Origin of the sequence: Bradyrhizobium sp., assembly GCF_030693485.1 — a bacterium.
In the GTDB taxonomy this organism is placed as follows: domain Bacteria; phylum Pseudomonadota; class Alphaproteobacteria; order Rhizobiales; family Xanthobacteraceae; genus Bradyrhizobium.
Genome location: NZ_JAUYAN010000179.1, coordinates 17130 through 34224, shown reverse-complemented (window position 1 = coordinate 34224; position 17095 = coordinate 17130). Strand labels below are relative to the sequence as shown.

The following is a 17095-nucleotide window of genomic DNA, read 5'->3' as shown; positions in this document are numbered from 1 at the left end:
GACGCTCTTGCTGCGGATGGCGATCACCGCCGCGTTCGTGGTGACGGCGTCCGTGATCACCGAGCGCTCCGGTCCGGTGATCGGCGCGCTGGTCGCGACGCTGCCGATTTCGGCGGGGCCGTCTTATGTGTTTCTCGCGCTAGATCACGATGCCGCCTTCATCGCCGAGGGCGCGCTGGCGAGCCTGCCGATCAACGCGGCGACGATCCTTTTGGGCCTGACCTATGTGGTACTGGCGCAGCGCCGGAATGCGCTGGTCAGCTGCCTCGGCGCGGTCGCGGTGTGGATCGTGCTGGCCTCGATCATCCGCGCGGTGCACTGGACGCTGGCCGGCGGCCTGATTGTCAATGCCATTGCGTTTGCGATCTGCGTGCCGCTACTTCGGCGCTTCCGCCACGTCAAGATGCCGATCATCACGCGGCGCTGGTACGACATACCCTTGCGCGCCTCGCTGGTCGCCACCCTGGTGGCGACAGTGGTTACGGCGTCGGGCTGGGTCGGCCCCAAGGTCAGCGGCATCATCGCGCTGTTTCCGGTGGTGTTCACCAGTATGATGCTGATCCTGCACCCGCGCATCGGCGGCCCCGCGACGGCCGCCGTGATCGCCAATAGCGCCGGCGGCTTGATGGGCCTGGGCATCGCGATCGCGATGATCAATGTCGGAGCCCTGCGGTTCGGCTCGGCGATCGGCCTCGGCATCGCTCTGGCGATCTGCGTCAGCTGGAATCTTGCGCTATGGTGGTGGAGCCGGCGGAAGCCGGTGCGTTAGCACCAGATCCGGAATGACGATTATCGTTCCTTCGGCAATTTCGCCTTCAGCGCATACAGCGCCTCCAGCGCGTCGCGCGGCGACATCTCGTCGGGATGCAGTGCCTTCAAGGCTTCGATCAATTGCTCCGCTTCGCTCGGCGGCGCCGGTTCGGCGGCGGCGCGCGACGGGATCGCGAACAGCGGCAAATCGTCGACCAGCACGCGCGCGGACTGGCCGCGGTCCTGCGCTTCCAGTTTCGCCAGTACCGATTTGGCGCGCGCGATGACAGGCGCGGGAAGCCCCGCGAGCTTGGCGACCTGGATGCCGTAAGAGCGGTCGGCGGAGCCCGGCAGCACTTCGTGCAGGAACACGACATCGCCCTGCCATTCCTTGACCCGCACCGTGGCGTTGAACAGCCGCGGCAGCTTGGCCGAGAGCGCGGTCAGTTCGTGATAATGCGTGGCGAACAGCGCGCGGCAGCGGTTGGCTTCATGCAGATGCTCGATCGCCGCCCAGGCGATCGACAGGCCGTCGAAGGTCGCGGTACCGCGGCCGATCTCGTCCAGAATCACCAGCGAACGTTCGCTGGCCTGATTGAGAATGACGGCGGTCTCCACCATCTCCACCATGAAAGTGGAGCGGCCGCGCGCCAGATCGTCGGCGGCGCCGACGCGGGAGAACAGCCGGTCGACGATGCCGATGCGAGCGCGCGTCGCGGGGACGAAACTGCCGGTCTGCGCCAGCAGCGCGATCAAGGCGTTCTGGCGCAGGAAGGTCGATTTGCCCGCCATGTTGGGGCCGGTGATCAGCCAGATCTGACCCGATTTCTGTGCGGGTCCCGGCGACAGGTCGCAGGCGTTGGCGATGAAGGGGTGGCCGTCGCGCTTCAGCGCCTGCTCGACCACCGGGTGCCGACCGCCCTCGATCGCAAAGCCGAGCGAGCCATCGACCTCGGGCCGCACATAATTGTCATCGGCCGCCAGTTTTGCCAGCGCGATCGCGACATCGAGCAGCGCGAAGGCATGCGCGGCGGCGCGCAGATCGTCGCTGGCTTCCAGCACCATCGCGGACAGCCGGTCGAAGATCTCCAGCTCCAGCCCGAGCGCGCGGTCGCCGGCGTTGGCGATCTTGGCTTCGATCTCGCCGAGTTCGGACGTGGTGAAACGCGTTTGCCCGGCCAGCGTCTGGCGATGAATGAAGGTCGCATTCAAGGGCGGCGACATCAGCTTGTCGCCATGCTGCGCGGTCACTTCGACGAAATAACCGAGCACATTGTTGTGCCGGATCTTCAGGCCCTTGACGCCGGTATCATCCGCGTAGCGCGCCTGCATCGCGGCGACGACCAGCCGCGAAGCGTCGCGCAGATTGCGGGTCTCGTCGAGCGCGGACTCATAGCCTTCGCGCACGAAACCGCCGTCACGCTTGATCAGGGGCAGTTGTTCCGCCAGCGCGCGCTCGAATTCGTGCGCCAGCTCGCGCGACGGGCGGCGCAACGCCGCCATGATCGCAGTTATCTCCGGCGGTGGTGCTTCAAGTTGCCCGAGCCGCGCCAGCGCCGCATCGGCGGCCAGGATGCCGTCGCGCAGGCCGGCGAGGTCGCGCGGGCCGCCGCGTCCGACCGACAACCGCGCCAGCGCGCGCGACATGTCGGGGGCCGATCGCAGCGTGGTCCTGAGGTCGTCGCGCGCCGCACTTTCGACGACGAAGGTGGCGATGGCATCGAGCCGCCGCGCAATCGCGGCGCTGTCGGTCAGCGGCGCTGCCAGCCGCTGCGCCAGCAGCCGCGATCCGGCTGGAGTGACGGTGCAATCGATCGCATCGAGCAGCGAGCCCCGCCGTTCGCCGGCCAGCGTTCGCGTCAATTCGAGATTGGCGCGGGTGGCGGGGTCGATTGCCATGGTGGTGCCGCCGGCCTCGCGCGACGGCGGTGACAGCGGCGGGCGCTTTCCGACCTGGGTGCGGTCGATATAGGTGACGGCGGCGGCGGCAGCCGTGGCCTCCAGCCGCGACATCGCGCTGAGCCCGTCCATGGTGGCGACGGCGAAATAATCGCACAGCCGCCGCTCGGCGGTGGCGCTGTCGAAGACGTCGCGGGTCAGCGGCGTCACCGCCGGCAATTCGCGCAGGCTCGGCCCTATTTCGGGATCGCCATACAGCGCGTCGGTAACGATGACCTCGTTGGGATTGATCCGCGCCAGCGTCGCCGCGAGGTCGCCGGTGGAACATTCCGTGACGATGAATTCGGCAGTGGAAATGTCGATCCAGGCCAGGCCAATGCGGTCGGTCCCTGCCGATCCGCGCGATCGCGCGATCGCCAGCAGATAATTGTTGGCCCTGGCGTCCAGCAACGTGTCTTCGGTCAGCGTGCCCGGTGTCACCAGCCGCACCACGCCGCGGCGGACCACGCTCTTGTTGCCGCGCTTGCGCGCCTCGGCCGGGTTCTCTAGCTGCTCGCAGACCGCCACGCGATGTCCGAGCGCGATCAGGCGATGCAGATAATCCTCGGAACGTTCCACCGGCACGCCGCACATCGCGATGTCGGCGCCCTGGTGCCTGCCGCGTTTGGTCAGCACGATACCGAGCGCGCGGGACGCGATCTCGGCGTCTTCGAAGAACAATTCGTAGAAATCCCCCATCCGGTAGAACAACAGCAGTCCGGGATGGGCGGCCTTGATCTCCAGAAACTGTTCCATCATCGGCGACACGCGTGCGGTGTCCTCCGCTGATGATGCGGGCTCGGCCGGAACGGGGATGGATTGCTGGATCGTCATGGCGGGCCGCAATCTACAAAATTCCAGCGGCTGATCCTATTGGTTTGCTGCCGCCATACGCGTTTTCCACGTCTGCGGCGCTCCATCTTCTCCCTCCGCAAGCGCGGGAGGGGGAACTGCACCTCCCCTTCAATTGACCTGTCCCGTCCGTGCTCCTAAAACTCGCCTTCAATTCGGTCGTGTGGCCACGTAAAACGCGGCATTCAAGGGAGAGATTCAATGCGCGATGTGTTTGTTTGCGATGCCGTACGCACCCCGATCGGCCGTTTCGGCGGCTCGCTCGCCAAGGTGCGCGCCGACGATCTGGCGGCGGTGCCGATCAAGGCGCTGATGGCGCGGCATCCCAGGCTTGATTGGGCCGCGGTCGACGAAGTCTATTTTGGTTGCGCCAACCAGGCCGGCGAAGACAACCGCAACGTGGCGCGAATGGCGCTGTTGCTGGCGGGCCTGCCGGAATCGATCCCCGGCCTCACGCTCAACCGTCTCTGCGCCTCCGGCCTTGATGCCGTCGGCGCCGCCGGCCGCGCGATCCGCGCTGGCGAGATCGATTTTGCCATTGCCGGCGGCGTCGAATCGATGACGCGGGCGCCGTTCGTGATGGGCAAGGCGGCGGAAGCATTTTCGCGCTCGGCCGACATTTTCGACACCACCATCGGCTGGCGCTTCATCAATCCGCTGATGAAGTCGCAATACGGCGTCGATGCGATGCCGGAGACCGGCGAGAACGTCGCCGAGGAATTCCAGGTGTCGCGCGCCGATCAGGACGCCTTCGCGATCCGCTCGCAGCAGCGCGCCGGTGCGGCAATCGCGTCGGGCTATTTCGCCGAAGAGATCACGGCGGTGTCGGTGCCCGGCGGCAAGGCCGGCCCTGTTAGCGTCGACAGGGACGAGCATCCGCGTCCGGAAACCACGCTCGAAGGCCTGACAAAGCTGAAGCCGATCGTGCGCAATCCCGGCACCGTGACGGCGGGAAATGCCTCCGGCGTCAATGATGGCGCCGCCGCGATGATCCTGGCGTCCGAGGCCGCCGTGAAGAAGCACGGCCTGACGCCCCGTGCGCGGATCTTGGGACTGGCCTCGGCCGCGGTGCCGCCGCGCATCATGGGCATCGGCCCGGTGCCGGCGACGCGCAAGCTGATGGAGCGGCTCGGCCTGAAGATCAGCGATTTCGATCTGATCGAGCTCAACGAAGCCTTTGCCAGCCAGGGCATCGCCTGCCTGCGACAGCTCGGCGTCGCTGATGACGCCGATTTCGTCAACCCGCATGGCGGCGCCATCGCGCTCGGCCATCCCCTCGGCATGAGCGGCGCGCGGCTCGCCATGACGGCGGTCCACGGCATGGAAAAGCGCGGCGGCAAGCGCGCGCTGGCGACGATGTGCGTCGGCGTCGGCCAGGGCGTCGCAATGGCGATCGAAAAGCTGAACTGACAACTGTCATTCCGGGTCTGGTGCTGCGCACCATCCCGGAATGACGGGTTCGGGGGAGGAACGCCCGTGCATCATACGGACTTGCGCGGCGTTCTCTCCGGCTACGACGTTGTCGTGATCGGCGCAGGCGCGGCGGGAATGTCTGCCGCGCTGTTTGCCGCTATCCGCGGCGCCCGAACGTTGCTGGTCGAGAAGTCGGGTTGCGTCGGCGGCACCTCGGCGATGTCGGCGGGATCGATCTGGATACCGAATACGCGTCATGCCTCTGCCGTCGCGACCTCCGACAGCGTCGACAATGCCGAGCGCTACCTGCAGCAGATTATCGGCAACCGGGCGGACGCCGGTTTGCGCGCGGCCTTCCTGAAGGCCGGTCCCGCAGCGGTCGACGTGCTGGAAGACCATTCCGAGGTAAAGCTGCGCGCCTATCCGCGCCATCCGGATTATCGCTCGGAGCTGGAGGGCGCTGTCGTGACGGGGCGCGCGCTCGAGCCGTTGCCGTTCGACGGACGGTTGCTGGGCGACGCGCTCCGGCTGGTTCGACCGCCGATCCCGGAGTTCACGCTGCTCGGCGGCATGATGGTCGACCGAACCGACATCGGTCATCTGCTGTCGGCCACGGGATCGATGAAATCGCTACTGCACAGCGCAAAACTGCTGGCGCGGTATGGGCGTGACCGGCTGGGCTATTCGAGGGGCTCCCGGCTGGTGATGGGCAACGCGCTGGTCGGTCGTCTCCTTTATTCATTGCTCCGCCGCGATGTCGACATTCTGACCGGCGCATCGCTGGAGAAAATTGTCCGGGACGAAAGCGGCCGCGTCACCTCGGCGGTTCTGGTCTCGGACGGTGCCTCGCGGGAGATAGCCATCCATGGCGGGCTGATTCTGGCCGGCGGTGGTTTCAATCGCCATGCCGGCCGGCGGTTTGCTGCGCTGAGAACCGATGTGGCGTGGTCCTCCGTGGCGCCTGGAACGAGCGGTGACGCGCAGGACAAGGCGATCGCGATCGGCGCCCGCATCAGCGACCGGGATCTCAGCGCCGCCTTCTGGGCGCCGGCGTCGATCCGGCGCCGGCGCGACGGGTCGCAGGCCGTGTTTCCACACTTCGTGCTCGACCGCGGCAAGCCGGGGACGCTGGTGGTCGACAGCCACGGTCGCCGCTTCGTCAACGAAGCGGTTTCCTACCATCCGTTCGCGCTGGAGATGCTGGCGCAGGGCAGATCGGCTATCCCCGCGTTTCTGATTGCGGACGCGTTGGCGCTGCGGAAATACGGCCTCGGCATGGTGCGCCCCGGCGGCTGGGGCACGCGCGCCGCGCTGGCCGACGGATACCTGATCGCGGGTGACAGCATCGAGCATCTGGCGCAACGACTGAAGATCGCCCCCGGCAGTTTGCGCGAGACGGTCGACAGGATGAACGACTACGCGCGAACCGGTATCGATCTGGAATTCGGCCGGGGCAGCACGGTGTACCAGAACCACAATGGTGATGCGTCCGCCGCCGGAGCCAATCCCAATCTCGGGCCGATCGCGACCGCGCCGTTTTATGCGCTGCGGCTTTATCCTTCCGACATCGGCACGTCGGCGGGTTTGGTCACGGATGAGGCGGCGCGCGTGCTGGATTCCGACAGCCGGCCAATCGCCGGACTCTATGCGTGCGGCAACGACATGCAGTCGATCATGGGCGGCACCTATCCCGGCCCCGGGATCACGCTCGGGCCGGCGCTCGCCTTCGCCTACCTCGCGACGTCGGACGCCACGGCGATGCTTGCCGCAGAGGCGTCTGGCCTTTCATGATAGCTCAACTCGTGGTTCTGTTCGGCGCGTGCAAAAGGTTCGGCGGCTGGCCGAGTTGAATTCAGTACAACGGGGGGGCGACAATGGCCGCGAAAATCATGATCCTGAACGGACCGAACCTGAATTTCCTGGGTATTCGCGAGCCCCACATCTATGGCTCGACGACGCTGGCGGAAATCGAGGCGAGCTGCCAGGCGCTCGCCGCCACCCTCGGGATCACCATCTCGTTTCACCAGTCCAATCTCGAAGGCGAACTCGTCAACTGGATTCAGTCGGCGCACGGCAAGTTCGACGCCATCATCATGAACCCAGCGGCCTATTCGTTTACCTCGATCGCCCTGATCGACGCGCTGAAAATCTTCGAAGGTCCGAAAATCGAGGTTCACATCTCGAATATTCACGCGCGGGACGAACTGCACCGCCATTCGATCACGTCGACCGCGTCCACCGCCGTGATCTGCGGTCTCGGCCCCTACGGCTACATCGTCGCGATCCTGGCCGCCGTGCAGAAGCTGGGACGACTGCCGGACACAATTCAGGCGGCGCTGCACGGCCTGCGCACGAAAGTTTGAGATCAACACAGCTTGGGAGAAATGACGATGCGCGGAGCGGGTTTTCTGGCGATCTGGAGCGATGTCGAGCGGTCCAACCTGACCGACTATCGCCACTGGCTGACGCGCGAGCACACCACGGAGCGGGTGACCACGGAGGGATTCCTCGGCAATCGCGTGTTCCGCGCCATCAGGGCCGACATCGAGCGCTTCTTCATTCTCTACGAACTGCAAACGCCCGAGGTTCTCGACGGCCCAGCCTACCTCGCGCGCCTCAACGCGCCTTCGCCGTGGTCGCAGCGCATCATGCCGCAACTCGGCAATTTCATTCGCGGCGGCGGGAAGCTGACCGCCTGGGCCGGGCGGGGCGAGGGCTCCACCATCGTCGCGCTGCGCCTCGAACGCCTGCCGGGGAATCCCCAGCGTCTGGCCGACGATATTGCCGCGCTCGATGGGGTCGCCGCAGTGCAGATCGGCGCCACCGATATCGCCAGGACCTCGGTGCAGACGGTCGAGAAGGGGATGCGGAAAGACGAGGGCGTGTTTGCTGGGCTGCTGCTGATCGAAGCGCTGGACGAGGCATCGCTTCGCGCCGCAGTGTGCCGGGCGGCTGTAATGGCGCCGGAGGTGCTTGGCGATGTCGGCGATCCCGAGATCTATCAGGGCATCTTCGCGCTGGATAAGCGCATCGCCTGGGTCGAATAATTCCGTCCCTTTCGTCATCGGCTGATCCGTATTAAGCGTACCCCGTGCGGCCGCGGCCGAAGGAGTGCGCCATGATCATCGAACACCAACAGGATGTCACGGTCGCCGCGACATCTGTCATGGAACAGACGTCCGACCCGCGGTTGCGCGAAATCATGGTGTCGCTGGTCAAGCACCTGCACGGCTTTGTTCGTGACGTGCAGCTGACCGAGGCCGAGTTCCGCGAAGCTGCCGCCATTATCGGCGAACTCGGCAAGCTCACCACCGACACCCACAACGAAATCATCCTGATGGCCGGCTCGCTCGGCGTCTCCTCGCTGGTGTGTCTGTTGAACAATGGCGATCGGGGCAATACCGAAACCGCGCAATCGCTGCTCGGGCCGTTCTGGCGGTTGAACTCTCCGCGAGTCGAAAACGGCGGCAGCATCGTCCGGTCCGATACGCCGGGCGCGCCGCTGTTCGTCACCGCGCGCGTGGTAGATCCTGCCGGCCGGCCGATTTCGGGTGCGGAAGTGGATATCTGGCACGCCTCGCCGGTCGGACTCTACGAAAACCAGGATCCCGAGCAGGCCGGGATGAACCTGCGCGGCAAGTTCACCAGCGATGCCGATGGCCGCTTCTGGTTTCGCTCGGTGATGATGGTGGGTTATCCGATTCCTACCAATGGCGTGGTCGGCCGGCTGTTGAAGCAACAGCGCAGGCATCCCTATCGGCCGGCGCATCTGCATGCGCTGATCTTCAAGCCCGGATTCAAGGTGTTGATTTCCCAGGTCTATGATCCCGCCGATCCCCACATCGGCAGCGACGTGCAGTTTGGCGTGACCAAGGCGCTGATCGGCGATTTCGTGCGCCATGACGAGCCGCATCCGACCGAGCGTGATATCGGCGCGCCCTGGTTTTCGCTCGACTACGTCTACCGGATGGAGGTAGGAGACGCCGTGCTTCCACGCCCGCCCATCAAGTGACAGGGTGGCGAACTGATCCATCAAGGCAGGGCTACCCTGATGACATTCTCCATAGGCGCCGTTGTCCGGATTCTGCTCCGGACCGCCATGGCCGCGTTCGTGCTGCTGGCGCTCGTCGTTCCTCCGGGACAGGCCTGGGCCCAGACCAGCTACCCGGGCAAGCCGGTGCGGATCGTTCTGCCCTTTGCCGCCGGCGGCGTTGCCGACATCACCGCCCGCGTGATCGCGGAACGGCTCGGCGCCAGGCTCGGCGGTCGCTTCTACGTTGAAAACCAGCCCGGCGCAGGCGGCATTGCCGCGGCTCGAACGGTGATTTCATCGCCGCCGGATGGACATACGCTGGCCTTGCTGTCCAACGGAACCGCCATCAGCGTCTCCCTGTTCAACAAGCTGCCGTACGATCCGCTGAAGGACTTTGCGCCGATTTCGAGCCTGGGCTATTTCGATTTCATCTTCGCCACCAGCGCCGACGCGCCGTTCAAGACGCTGGCGGAGTTCATTGCGGCCGCCAGGGCAAAGCCCGGGTCGCTCAATGTCGGCACCATCAATGTCGGAAGCACCCAGAATCTGTCGGCCGAACTGTTCAAGACCGCAGCCAGCCTCGATTTCGTGATCATTCCGCATCGGGGCACGCCCGAGGTTTTGATATCGACCATGCAGGGCAATCTCGGCCTGATGATCGACAGCTATTCGGCGCTGAAGGGCAATCTCGCCGACGGGAAAATCCGGGCGCTGGCGGCGACGGGTCCGGCGCGTTCGGCCGGCGCGCCGGATATTCCGACCGTGCAGGAATCCGGCGTCGCCGGTTACGACGTCGTCTCCTGGAACGCGCTGTTCGCTCCGTCAGGCACGCCGCTGGAAATCGTGAAGACGCTCAATCAGGCGCTGTGGGACATTCTCGCCGAGCCCGACGTGAAAAAGCGGCTGCTCGAACTCGGCATCGAGGCCAAAGCGAGCACGCCCGAGGAAATATCGGCCCGGCTGAAGTCCGATATCGACAAGTGGAAAACGGTGATCGAGAAGGCCGGGATCCCGAAGCAATAAGTCTCCGGATTTAGGATGCACGGCTCAGCTGAGCGCGGGTGTACAGTCGCAGGGCCATGAACCTCAAGCAGCTCGAATATTTCGTCCACGTCGCCGAACTCGGCAGTTTCAGCAAGGCTGCCGTGGTGCTCGACATCGCGCAGCCTGCGCTCAGCCGCCAGGTGCGCGGCCTCGAAACCGAACTGCGCCAGCAGCTGTTCCTGCGCAACGGCCGCGGCGTCGCGCTGACCGACGCCGGCAAGCGGCTGTTCGACCATAGCGTGGCGGTGCTGCAGCTGATGGCGCATGCGCGCGCGGATCTCGGCGCCAGCCGGGACGAGCCGGTCGGCCGGGTCACGATCGGGCTGCCGCCGAGCATCGGCCGGCAACTGACGCTGCCCCTGATCGACCGTTTCAAGAAGCAGCTTCCCGCCGCCCGGCTGGCGATCGTCGAGGGGCTGTCGACTCATATCGTCGAATGGGTCACCACCGGCCGCATCGATATCGGCCTCGTCTACAACCCCGAGGCGCAGGCAGGCTTGGAGATCACGCCGTTGCTGCAGGAGGCGCTCAGCCTGGTGAGCCGTGCGGCCAGGGGCAAGCGCAAGCCGGCCGCGCCGCCGCTGCCGATGAAGGAACTGCCGCGGTACCCGCTGATCGTGCCGGAGCGAGTCCATGCGATGCGCCGCCTGCTGGAGACCCAGGCGGCTCTGGCCGGCATCAAGCTCGATATTGCCTGGGAGGTTTCCAGCGTCCCCTCGATCATCGATCTGGTCTGCGCCGGCTATGGCCACGCCGTGCTCACCGCCAGCGGCGTGGCGGCGTCGGCGCGCGCCGGTGAACTGGTGGTGCGCCGGTTGACCGACCCGGCGCCGGTCAGCGTGCTGTGCCTCGCCGTTTCCGCGCACAAGCGTCCGACGCCACTGGCGCTGCATGCGATGCGGCTGTTGACCGAATTGGTGCGCGGGCTGTCGACTTGAAGCATTTCCAGCATGGCTCGGAGCTTTCATCCATGCCGGAACGTGATAGCTGTTAGAAATGGCGGATGGTGGCGGAGCCCAACCCGAACCGCCAGAATGGACCTCCAATCCCCGGGTCAAACGCCATGCAAACCGCCATTCCCTGCCTGTTCATGCGCGGCGGTACCTCGCGCGGCCCGTTCTTCAACGCCGCCGATCTGCCCTCGGACATCCCGACCCGCGACAGGGTGCTGCTGGCGGTGATGGGCTCGCCCGACAAGCGCCAGATCGACGGGCTCGGCGGCGCGCATCCGCTCACCAGCAAGGTCGGCATCGTCTCCAGGGGCTCGCGGCCCGGCGTCGATCTCGATTTCCTGTTCGCCCAGTTGCAGCCGGACAAGGACACCGTCGACACCACGCCGAATTGCGGCAACATGCTCGCCGCGGTGGTGCCGTTCGCGCTGGAGACCGGCCTGGTCAAGCCGCACGGCGACACCACCACGCTGCGGGTGCTCACGCTCAACACCGACATGCAATGCGACATCACGGTGCAGACCCCTGATGGCCATGTCGAATATGAGGGCGCGGCCCGGATCGACGGTGCGCCGGGGACGTCAGCGCCGATCAAGATCAACTTTCTCGATACCGCGGGCTCGGTCGCGCCGGGATTGCTGCCGACCGGCAACGTCCGCGACGTGATCGACGGCATCACCGTGACCTGCATCGACAACGGCATGCCGCTGGTGATTTTCAAGGCCGCCGACGTCGGCCGCACCGGCTATGAAAGCGTCGATCAGCTCAATGCCGACACCGAACTGAAGGCGCGGATCGAGCGGCTGCGCATCGCCTGCGGCCACGCCATGCAACTCGGCGACGTCACCGCCAGGAATTACCCGAAAATGACGCTGATATCGGCGCCCCGCGCCGGCGGCGCTATCTCGACGCGCAGCTTCATCCCGCATGTCTGCCACGACGCCATCGGCGTGCTGGCAGCGGTGACGGTAGCCACAGCCTGCGTGCTCGACGGTTCGACCACCGAGGGCATCGCCGTGGTGCCCGGTGCGAATGCCAAGACCATTTCGGTCGAGCATCCCACCGGCGAATTCAGTGTCGAGATCGAGGTTGATCCGGCCAATCCGCAAAGCGTGACCAGCGCCGCGCTGCTGCGCACCGCGCGGCTGTTGATGCGCGGCGAGGCCATGGTGCCGGCCTCAGTCTGGGCCGGACATCAGGCCGCAGGTTTCAGCGCAGCCTCCGAACTCCGTCACGCCCGGCAAAGATAGAACCAGGGATAAAATCGATGATCATCGACGTACACGGTCACTACACCACCGCGCCGAAGGCGCTGGAAGACTGGCGCAACCGGCAGATCGCCGCCATCGGCGATCCCTCGGCCATGCCGAAGGCCAGCGAGCTGAAGATCAGCGACGACGAGCTGCGCGAGAGCATCATCAACAACCAGCTCAAGAAGATGCAGGAGCGCGGCAGCGACCTCACCATCTTCAGCCCGCGCGCCAGCTTCATGGCGCATCACATCGGCGACTTCCAGGTCTCCTCGACCTGGGCCGCGATTTGCAACGAGCTGTGCGCGCGCATCGCCAAACTCTTCCCGGACAGTTTCATCGGTGCGGCGATGCTGCCGCAGTCGCCGGGCGCCGATCCCAAAACTTGCATTCCCGAGATGGAAAAATGCGTCAGGGAATACGGCTTCGTCGGCATCAACCTGAACCCCGACCCGTCAGGCGGGCACTGGACCTCGCCGCCGCTGTCGGACAGGCAGTGGTATCCGATCTACGAGAAGATGGTGGAACTCGACATCCCCGCCATGATCCATGTTTCCACCAGCTGCAACGCCTGCTTCCACACCACAGGCGCGCATTATCTCAACGCCGACACCACGGCGTTCATGCAGTGCCTGACCTCGGACCTGTTCAAGGATTTTCCGACGCTGAAATTCCTGATCCCGCATGGCGGCGGCGCGGTGCCCTATCACTGGGGACGTTTTCGCGGCCTGGCGCAGGAGCTGAAAAAGCCGCTGCTGAAGGACCATCTGCTGAACAACATCTTCTTCGACACCTGCGTCTATCATCAGCCCGGTATCGACCTGCTGACCAGGGTGATCCCGGTCGACAACATCCTGTTCGCCAGCGAGATGATCGGCGCGGTGAAGGGCATCGATCCCGAAACCGGTTTTCCCTATGACGACACCAAGCGCTACATCGAGGCCTCGGTGATCCTCAGCGCGCAAGACAAGCAGAAGGTTTACGAGGGCAATGCGCGGCGCGTGTTCCCGCGGCTCGACGCGGCCTTGAAGGCGAAGGGCAAGTAGCATGAGCGTTCCCCTGAACAACCTCGGCGTGGTCAAGCGCAACATCGTCCGCGCCGATCATGCGGCGGTGGAAAAGCTGTCGCGCTTCGGCGTCGCCACCATCCACGAGGCGATGGGCCGCGTCGGCCTGATGCTGCCCTATATGCGCCCGGTCTATGCCGATGCCCACACCTGCGGCACCGCGGTCACCGTGCTGCTGCAGCCCGGCGACAACTGGATGATGCATGTGGTGGCCGAACAGTTGCAGCCCGGCGACGTCGTGGTGGCTGCCTGCACCGCCGAGAATAGCGACGGCTTCTTCGGCGATCTGCTGGCGACCAGTTTTCGCGCTCGCGGCGCCAGGGGCCTGATCATCGACGGCGGCGTGCGCGACGTGAAGGACCTCACCGAGATGCAGTTCCCGGTATTTTCCCGGGCGATCAGCGCCAAGGGCACGGTGAAGGCAACATTGGGCTCGGTGAACATCCCGGTGGTCTGCGCCGGCGCGCTGGTGAATCCCGGTGACGTCATCGTCGCCGATGCCGACGGCGTGGTCGTGGTTCCCGCTGGCATCGCCCAGCAGGCGGCGGACGCATCCGAAGCGCGCGAGGTCAATGAAGGCGACAAGCGCGCCAGGCTGGCGGCCGGCGTGCTCGGCCTCGATATGTACAATATGCGTGAGCCGCTGGCGAAAGCCGGGCTGCGCTACATAGATTGATCGCGATGTCGGTTGCTTCCAACCAGTGGCATGTCGGTCTCGTCGGCTATGGCGAGGTGGGCCGGATTCTGGCCGAGGACCTGCGCAAGGATGGCGTCCGGGTCAGCGCCTACGATATCAAGCTTGATGACGATCGAGCCGGGCCGCTGCACGATCATGCCTCGGGCATTGGCGTGGCGCTGGCGGCGTCGCATGCCGATCTCGCCGCGCAGGCCGACTTGATCGTTTCCGCCGTCACCGCGAGCCAGGCGGTGCCGGTGGCGCAGGCCTGCATGTCCGGGCTGAAGCAGGGCGCCTGGTTCCTCGATTTCAATTCGGCCTCGCCGGGTGCGAAGCAGCGCGCCGCTGCCCTGATCGATGGTGCCGGCGGACGCTATGTCGAGGGCGCCGTCATGACATCGCTGCCGCCGTACCGCATCAAGGTGCCGCTGCTGCTGGGCGGTTCCGGCGCGCGCGAGCTTGCGCCCCTGCTGATCGAGCTCGGGTTCAACGCCAAGGTCGCCAGCGACGAACTCGGCGTCGCTTCGGCGGTCAAGATGTGCCGCAGCATCATGATCAAGGGCATGGAAGCCATGGTGATCGAGAGTTTCACCACGGCGCGGGCCTATGGCGTCGAGGACGCCGTGCTGGCATCGCTCAAGGAAACCTTCCCCGGCATCGACTGGGAGAGGCAGGGCGCCTATTTCTTCCAGCGCGTCATCGAGCATGGCCGGCGCCGCAGCGAAGAGGTGCGTGAGGTCGCGGAGACCGTGCGCGAGATCGGCCTGACGCCATGGTCGGCGCAGGGCACCGCCGAGCGCCAGGGCTGGGTCGCCGACCTCGCCGACGATGGACTGTTCGGTGCGAAAGGCACGAAAGAATTTGCCCGCAGCGCGGACTGGCGCACCGAGGCCGACCGGATCCTCGGCAAGGTGAAGTCCGAAGAAAAGAAATGAAACAGGCAACGATGGAATTTGAGAAAACACCCGGTTGGTTGGACTGGTACGCCGGTCCGTCAAAACCCCGGTTCAAGGTGCCGGCAGGCGCTGTCGATGCGCACTGCCATGTGTTCGGTCCGGGCGCCGAATTTCCGTTCGCGCCGGAGCGTAAATACACCCCCTGCGATGCGTCGAAGCAGCAGCTCTACGCGCTGCGCGACTATCTCGGTTTTTCCCGCAACGTCGTGGTGCAGGCCACCTGCCACGGCGCCGACAACCGCGCGATGGTCGATGCATTGGTGCATTCCGGCGGCAAGGCGCGCGGCGTCGCCACCGTCAAGCGCAGCGTCAGCGACGCCGAACTCAAGGCCATGCATGATGCCGGGGTGCGCGGCGTGCGCTTCAACTTCGTCAAGCGCCTGGTGGATTTCACGCCCAAGGAAGAGTTGATCGAGATCGCCGGCCGCGTCGGCAAGCTCGGCTGGCATGTCGTGATCTACTTCGAAGCGGTGGATCTGCCCGAATTGTGGGATTTCTTCACCTCGCTGCCGACCACGATCGTGGTCGACCATATGGGCCGGCCCGACGTCACCAGGCCGGTTGACGGCGCCGAATTCCAATTGTTCGTGAAGTTCATGAAGCAGCATCCGAACGTCTGGTCCAAGGTGAGTTGCCCGGAGCGGCTCTCGGTCGCCGGGCCGCCGGCGCTGAACGGCGAGCAAAACGCCTACCGCGACGTGATCCCGTTCGCGCGGCGCATCGTCGAAACCTTCCCCGATCGCGTGCTGTGGGGGACCGACTGGCCGCACCCGAATTTGAAAGACCATATGCCCGACGACGGACTGCTGGTCGATTTCATCCCGCACGTTGCGGTCACATCAGAATTGCAGCAGAAGCTGCTGGTCGACAACCCGATGCGGCTGTACTGGCCCGAACACTCCTGAGGAGGCAAAGCCCATGTCACTCGACAAACCCTATACAGACGTTCCCGGCACCACGATCTTCGACGCCGAGATGTCGCGCCAGGGCTATCATCTGAACCAGTTCTGCATGTCGCTGATGAAGGCGGAGAACCGCGCGCGCTTCAAGGCCGACGAGCGCGCCTATCTCGACGAGTGGCCGATGACCGAGGACCAGAAGCTGGCGGTACTGGCGCGTGACCTCAATCGCTGCATCGCGCTCGGCGGCAACATCTATTTCCTCGCCAAGATCGGCGCCACCGACGGCAAGAGCTTCCAGCAGATGGCCGGCAGCATGACCGGCATGAGCGAGGACGAATACCGCAACATGATGGTCGGCGGAGGCCGCAGCATTGAAGGCAACCGCTACATCGGGGAGAAGAAGTAAATGGCCCGTATCTCAGCCAGCGTCTACACATCGCACGTGCCGGCCATCGGCGCGGCGCTCGACCTCGGCAAGACCGCCGAGCCATACTGGCAGCCGGTCTTCCAGGGCTACGACTTCTCCAAGCAGTGGCTGAAAGAGCAGAAGCCGGACGTGATCTTCCTCGTCTACAACGATCACGCCAATGCGTTCAGTCTCGATTTGATTCCGACCTTCGCGATCGGCACCGCGGCCGAATTCGCGGTGGCCGACGAAGGCTGGGGTCCGCGTCCGGTGCCGAAGGTGATCGGCCATCCGAAACTCGCCGGCCACATCGCGCAGTCGGTGATCCAGGACGATTTCGATCTGACCATCGTCAACAAGATGGACATCGACCACGGTCTCACCGTGCCGCTCAGCCTGATGTGCGGCCATCCGAAGGCGTGGCCCTGTCCGGTGATCCCGTTCGCGGTCAATGTCGTGCAGTACCCGGCGCCCTCGGGCCGGCGCTGCTACATGCTGGGCAAGGCGATCCGCAAGGCGATCGAATCCTACGATGAACCCCTCAACGTGCAGATCTGGGGCACCGGCGGCATGAGCCACCAGTTGCAGGGGCCGCGCGCCGGGCTGATCAACAAGGAGTTCGACACCGATTTCCTCGATCGCCTGATCGCCGATCCCGAGGGGCTGTCGAAAATGCCGCATATCGATTACGTCCGCGAGGCCGGCAGCGAGGGCATCGAGCTCGTGATGTGGCTGATCGCGCGCGGCGCCATGAACGACGTCAATGGCGGCAGCAAGCCGCCCACCGTGCGGCATCGTTTCTATCATGTGCCCGCCAGCAACACCGCGGTGGGCCATCTGATTCTGGAGAACAACTGA

Annotated in this window: 16 protein-coding genes; 15 read left to right on the top strand and 1 reads right to left on the bottom strand. The window is 65.2% G+C overall.

Annotation, left to right across the window (positions count from 1 at the left end; translation table 11 throughout):
• Window positions 1–7 precede the first annotated feature (7 nt).
• A complete protein-coding gene (locus Q8N40_RS13165; RefSeq protein ID WP_305712130.1) occupies window positions 8–769 on the top strand; it encodes a hypothetical protein in 762 nt (253 codons plus the stop codon).
• A 20-nt stretch (window positions 770–789) separates the two neighbouring features.
• Here the strand turns inward: Q8N40_RS13165 and mutS are convergent, their stop codons facing one another.
• Window positions 790–3522 carry a DNA mismatch repair protein MutS gene (mutS, locus tag Q8N40_RS13160; RefSeq protein ID WP_305712127.1) on the bottom strand — a complete coding sequence of 911 codons (2733 nt, stop codon included), beginning with the start codon at window positions 3520–3522 and terminating at the stop codon, window positions 790–792.
• Between the two features lie 219 nt (window positions 3523–3741).
• Between mutS and pcaF the strand changes: the two genes are divergently transcribed.
• The 14 genes from pcaF (at window position 3742) to Q8N40_RS13090 (ending at window position 17095) form a co-directional block, all read left to right on the top strand.
• A complete protein-coding gene (gene pcaF, locus Q8N40_RS13155) occupies window positions 3742–4950 on the top strand; it encodes a 3-oxoadipyl-CoA thiolase (RefSeq protein ID WP_305712126.1) in 1209 nt (402 codons plus the stop codon).
• A 66-nt stretch (window positions 4951–5016) separates the two neighbouring features.
• On the top strand, window positions 5017–6744 hold the full coding sequence (locus Q8N40_RS13150) for an FAD-dependent oxidoreductase (protein ID WP_305712125.1): 1728 nt from the start codon (window positions 5017–5019) through the stop codon (window positions 6742–6744).
• Between the two features lie 83 nt (window positions 6745–6827).
• Window positions 6828–7316, top strand: a complete 489-nt coding sequence (aroQ, locus tag Q8N40_RS13145) for a type II 3-dehydroquinate dehydratase (RefSeq protein WP_305712124.1) — start codon at window positions 6828–6830, stop codon at window positions 7314–7316.
• Between the two features lie 27 nt (window positions 7317–7343).
• Window positions 7344–8000, top strand: coding sequence for a hypothetical protein (locus Q8N40_RS13140; RefSeq protein WP_305318497.1), 657 nt, complete (start codon window positions 7344–7346; stop codon window positions 7998–8000).
• A 71-nt stretch (window positions 8001–8071) separates the two neighbouring features.
• Window positions 8072–8965, top strand: coding sequence for a dioxygenase (locus tag Q8N40_RS13135; protein WP_305712123.1), 894 nt, complete (start codon window positions 8072–8074; stop codon window positions 8963–8965).
• Window positions 8966–9004: 39 nt separating this feature from the next.
• Window positions 9005–10009, top strand: a complete 1005-nt coding sequence (locus Q8N40_RS13130; RefSeq protein WP_305712122.1) for a tripartite tricarboxylate transporter substrate binding protein — start codon at window positions 9005–9007, stop codon at window positions 10007–10009.
• Between the two features lie 56 nt (window positions 10010–10065).
• Window positions 10066–10968: a LysR substrate-binding domain-containing protein gene (locus Q8N40_RS13125; protein ID WP_305318494.1), complete on the top strand. Its 903-nt coding sequence runs from the start codon at window positions 10066–10068 to the stop codon at window positions 10966–10968.
• Between the two features lie 125 nt (window positions 10969–11093).
• Window positions 11094–12230: a 4-oxalomesaconate tautomerase gene (locus Q8N40_RS13120; RefSeq protein ID WP_305712121.1), complete on the top strand. Its 1137-nt coding sequence runs from the start codon at window positions 11094–11096 to the stop codon at window positions 12228–12230.
• Window positions 12231–12247: 17 nt separating this feature from the next.
• A complete protein-coding gene (locus Q8N40_RS13115) occupies window positions 12248–13276 on the top strand; it encodes an amidohydrolase family protein (RefSeq protein ID WP_305712120.1) in 1029 nt (342 codons plus the stop codon).
• 1 nt (window position 13277) lies between these two features.
• Complete coding sequence (gene ligK / locus Q8N40_RS13110; RefSeq protein WP_305318491.1) at window positions 13278–13973, top strand: 4-carboxy-4-hydroxy-2-oxoadipate aldolase/oxaloacetate decarboxylase; 696 nt, start codon at window positions 13278–13280, stop codon at window positions 13971–13973.
• A gap of 5 nt (window positions 13974–13978) precedes the next feature.
• A complete protein-coding gene (locus tag Q8N40_RS13105) occupies window positions 13979–14908 on the top strand; it encodes an NAD(P)-dependent oxidoreductase (protein WP_305712119.1) in 930 nt (309 codons plus the stop codon).
• Window positions 14909–14919: 11 nt separating this feature from the next.
• Window positions 14920–15834 (top strand): amidohydrolase family protein, encoded by a 915-nt coding sequence (locus Q8N40_RS13100; RefSeq protein WP_305712129.1) that lies wholly within the window; start codon window positions 14920–14922, stop codon window positions 15832–15834.
• A 13-nt stretch (window positions 15835–15847) separates the two neighbouring features.
• Window positions 15848–16237: a protocatechuate 4,5-dioxygenase subunit alpha gene (gene ligA / locus Q8N40_RS13095; RefSeq protein ID WP_305712118.1), complete on the top strand. Its 390-nt coding sequence runs from the start codon at window positions 15848–15850 to the stop codon at window positions 16235–16237.
• Window positions 16238–17095: a class III extradiol dioxygenase subunit beta gene (locus Q8N40_RS13090; RefSeq protein ID WP_305712117.1), complete on the top strand. Its 858-nt coding sequence runs from the start codon at window positions 16238–16240 to the stop codon at window positions 17093–17095. It begins immediately after the preceding gene.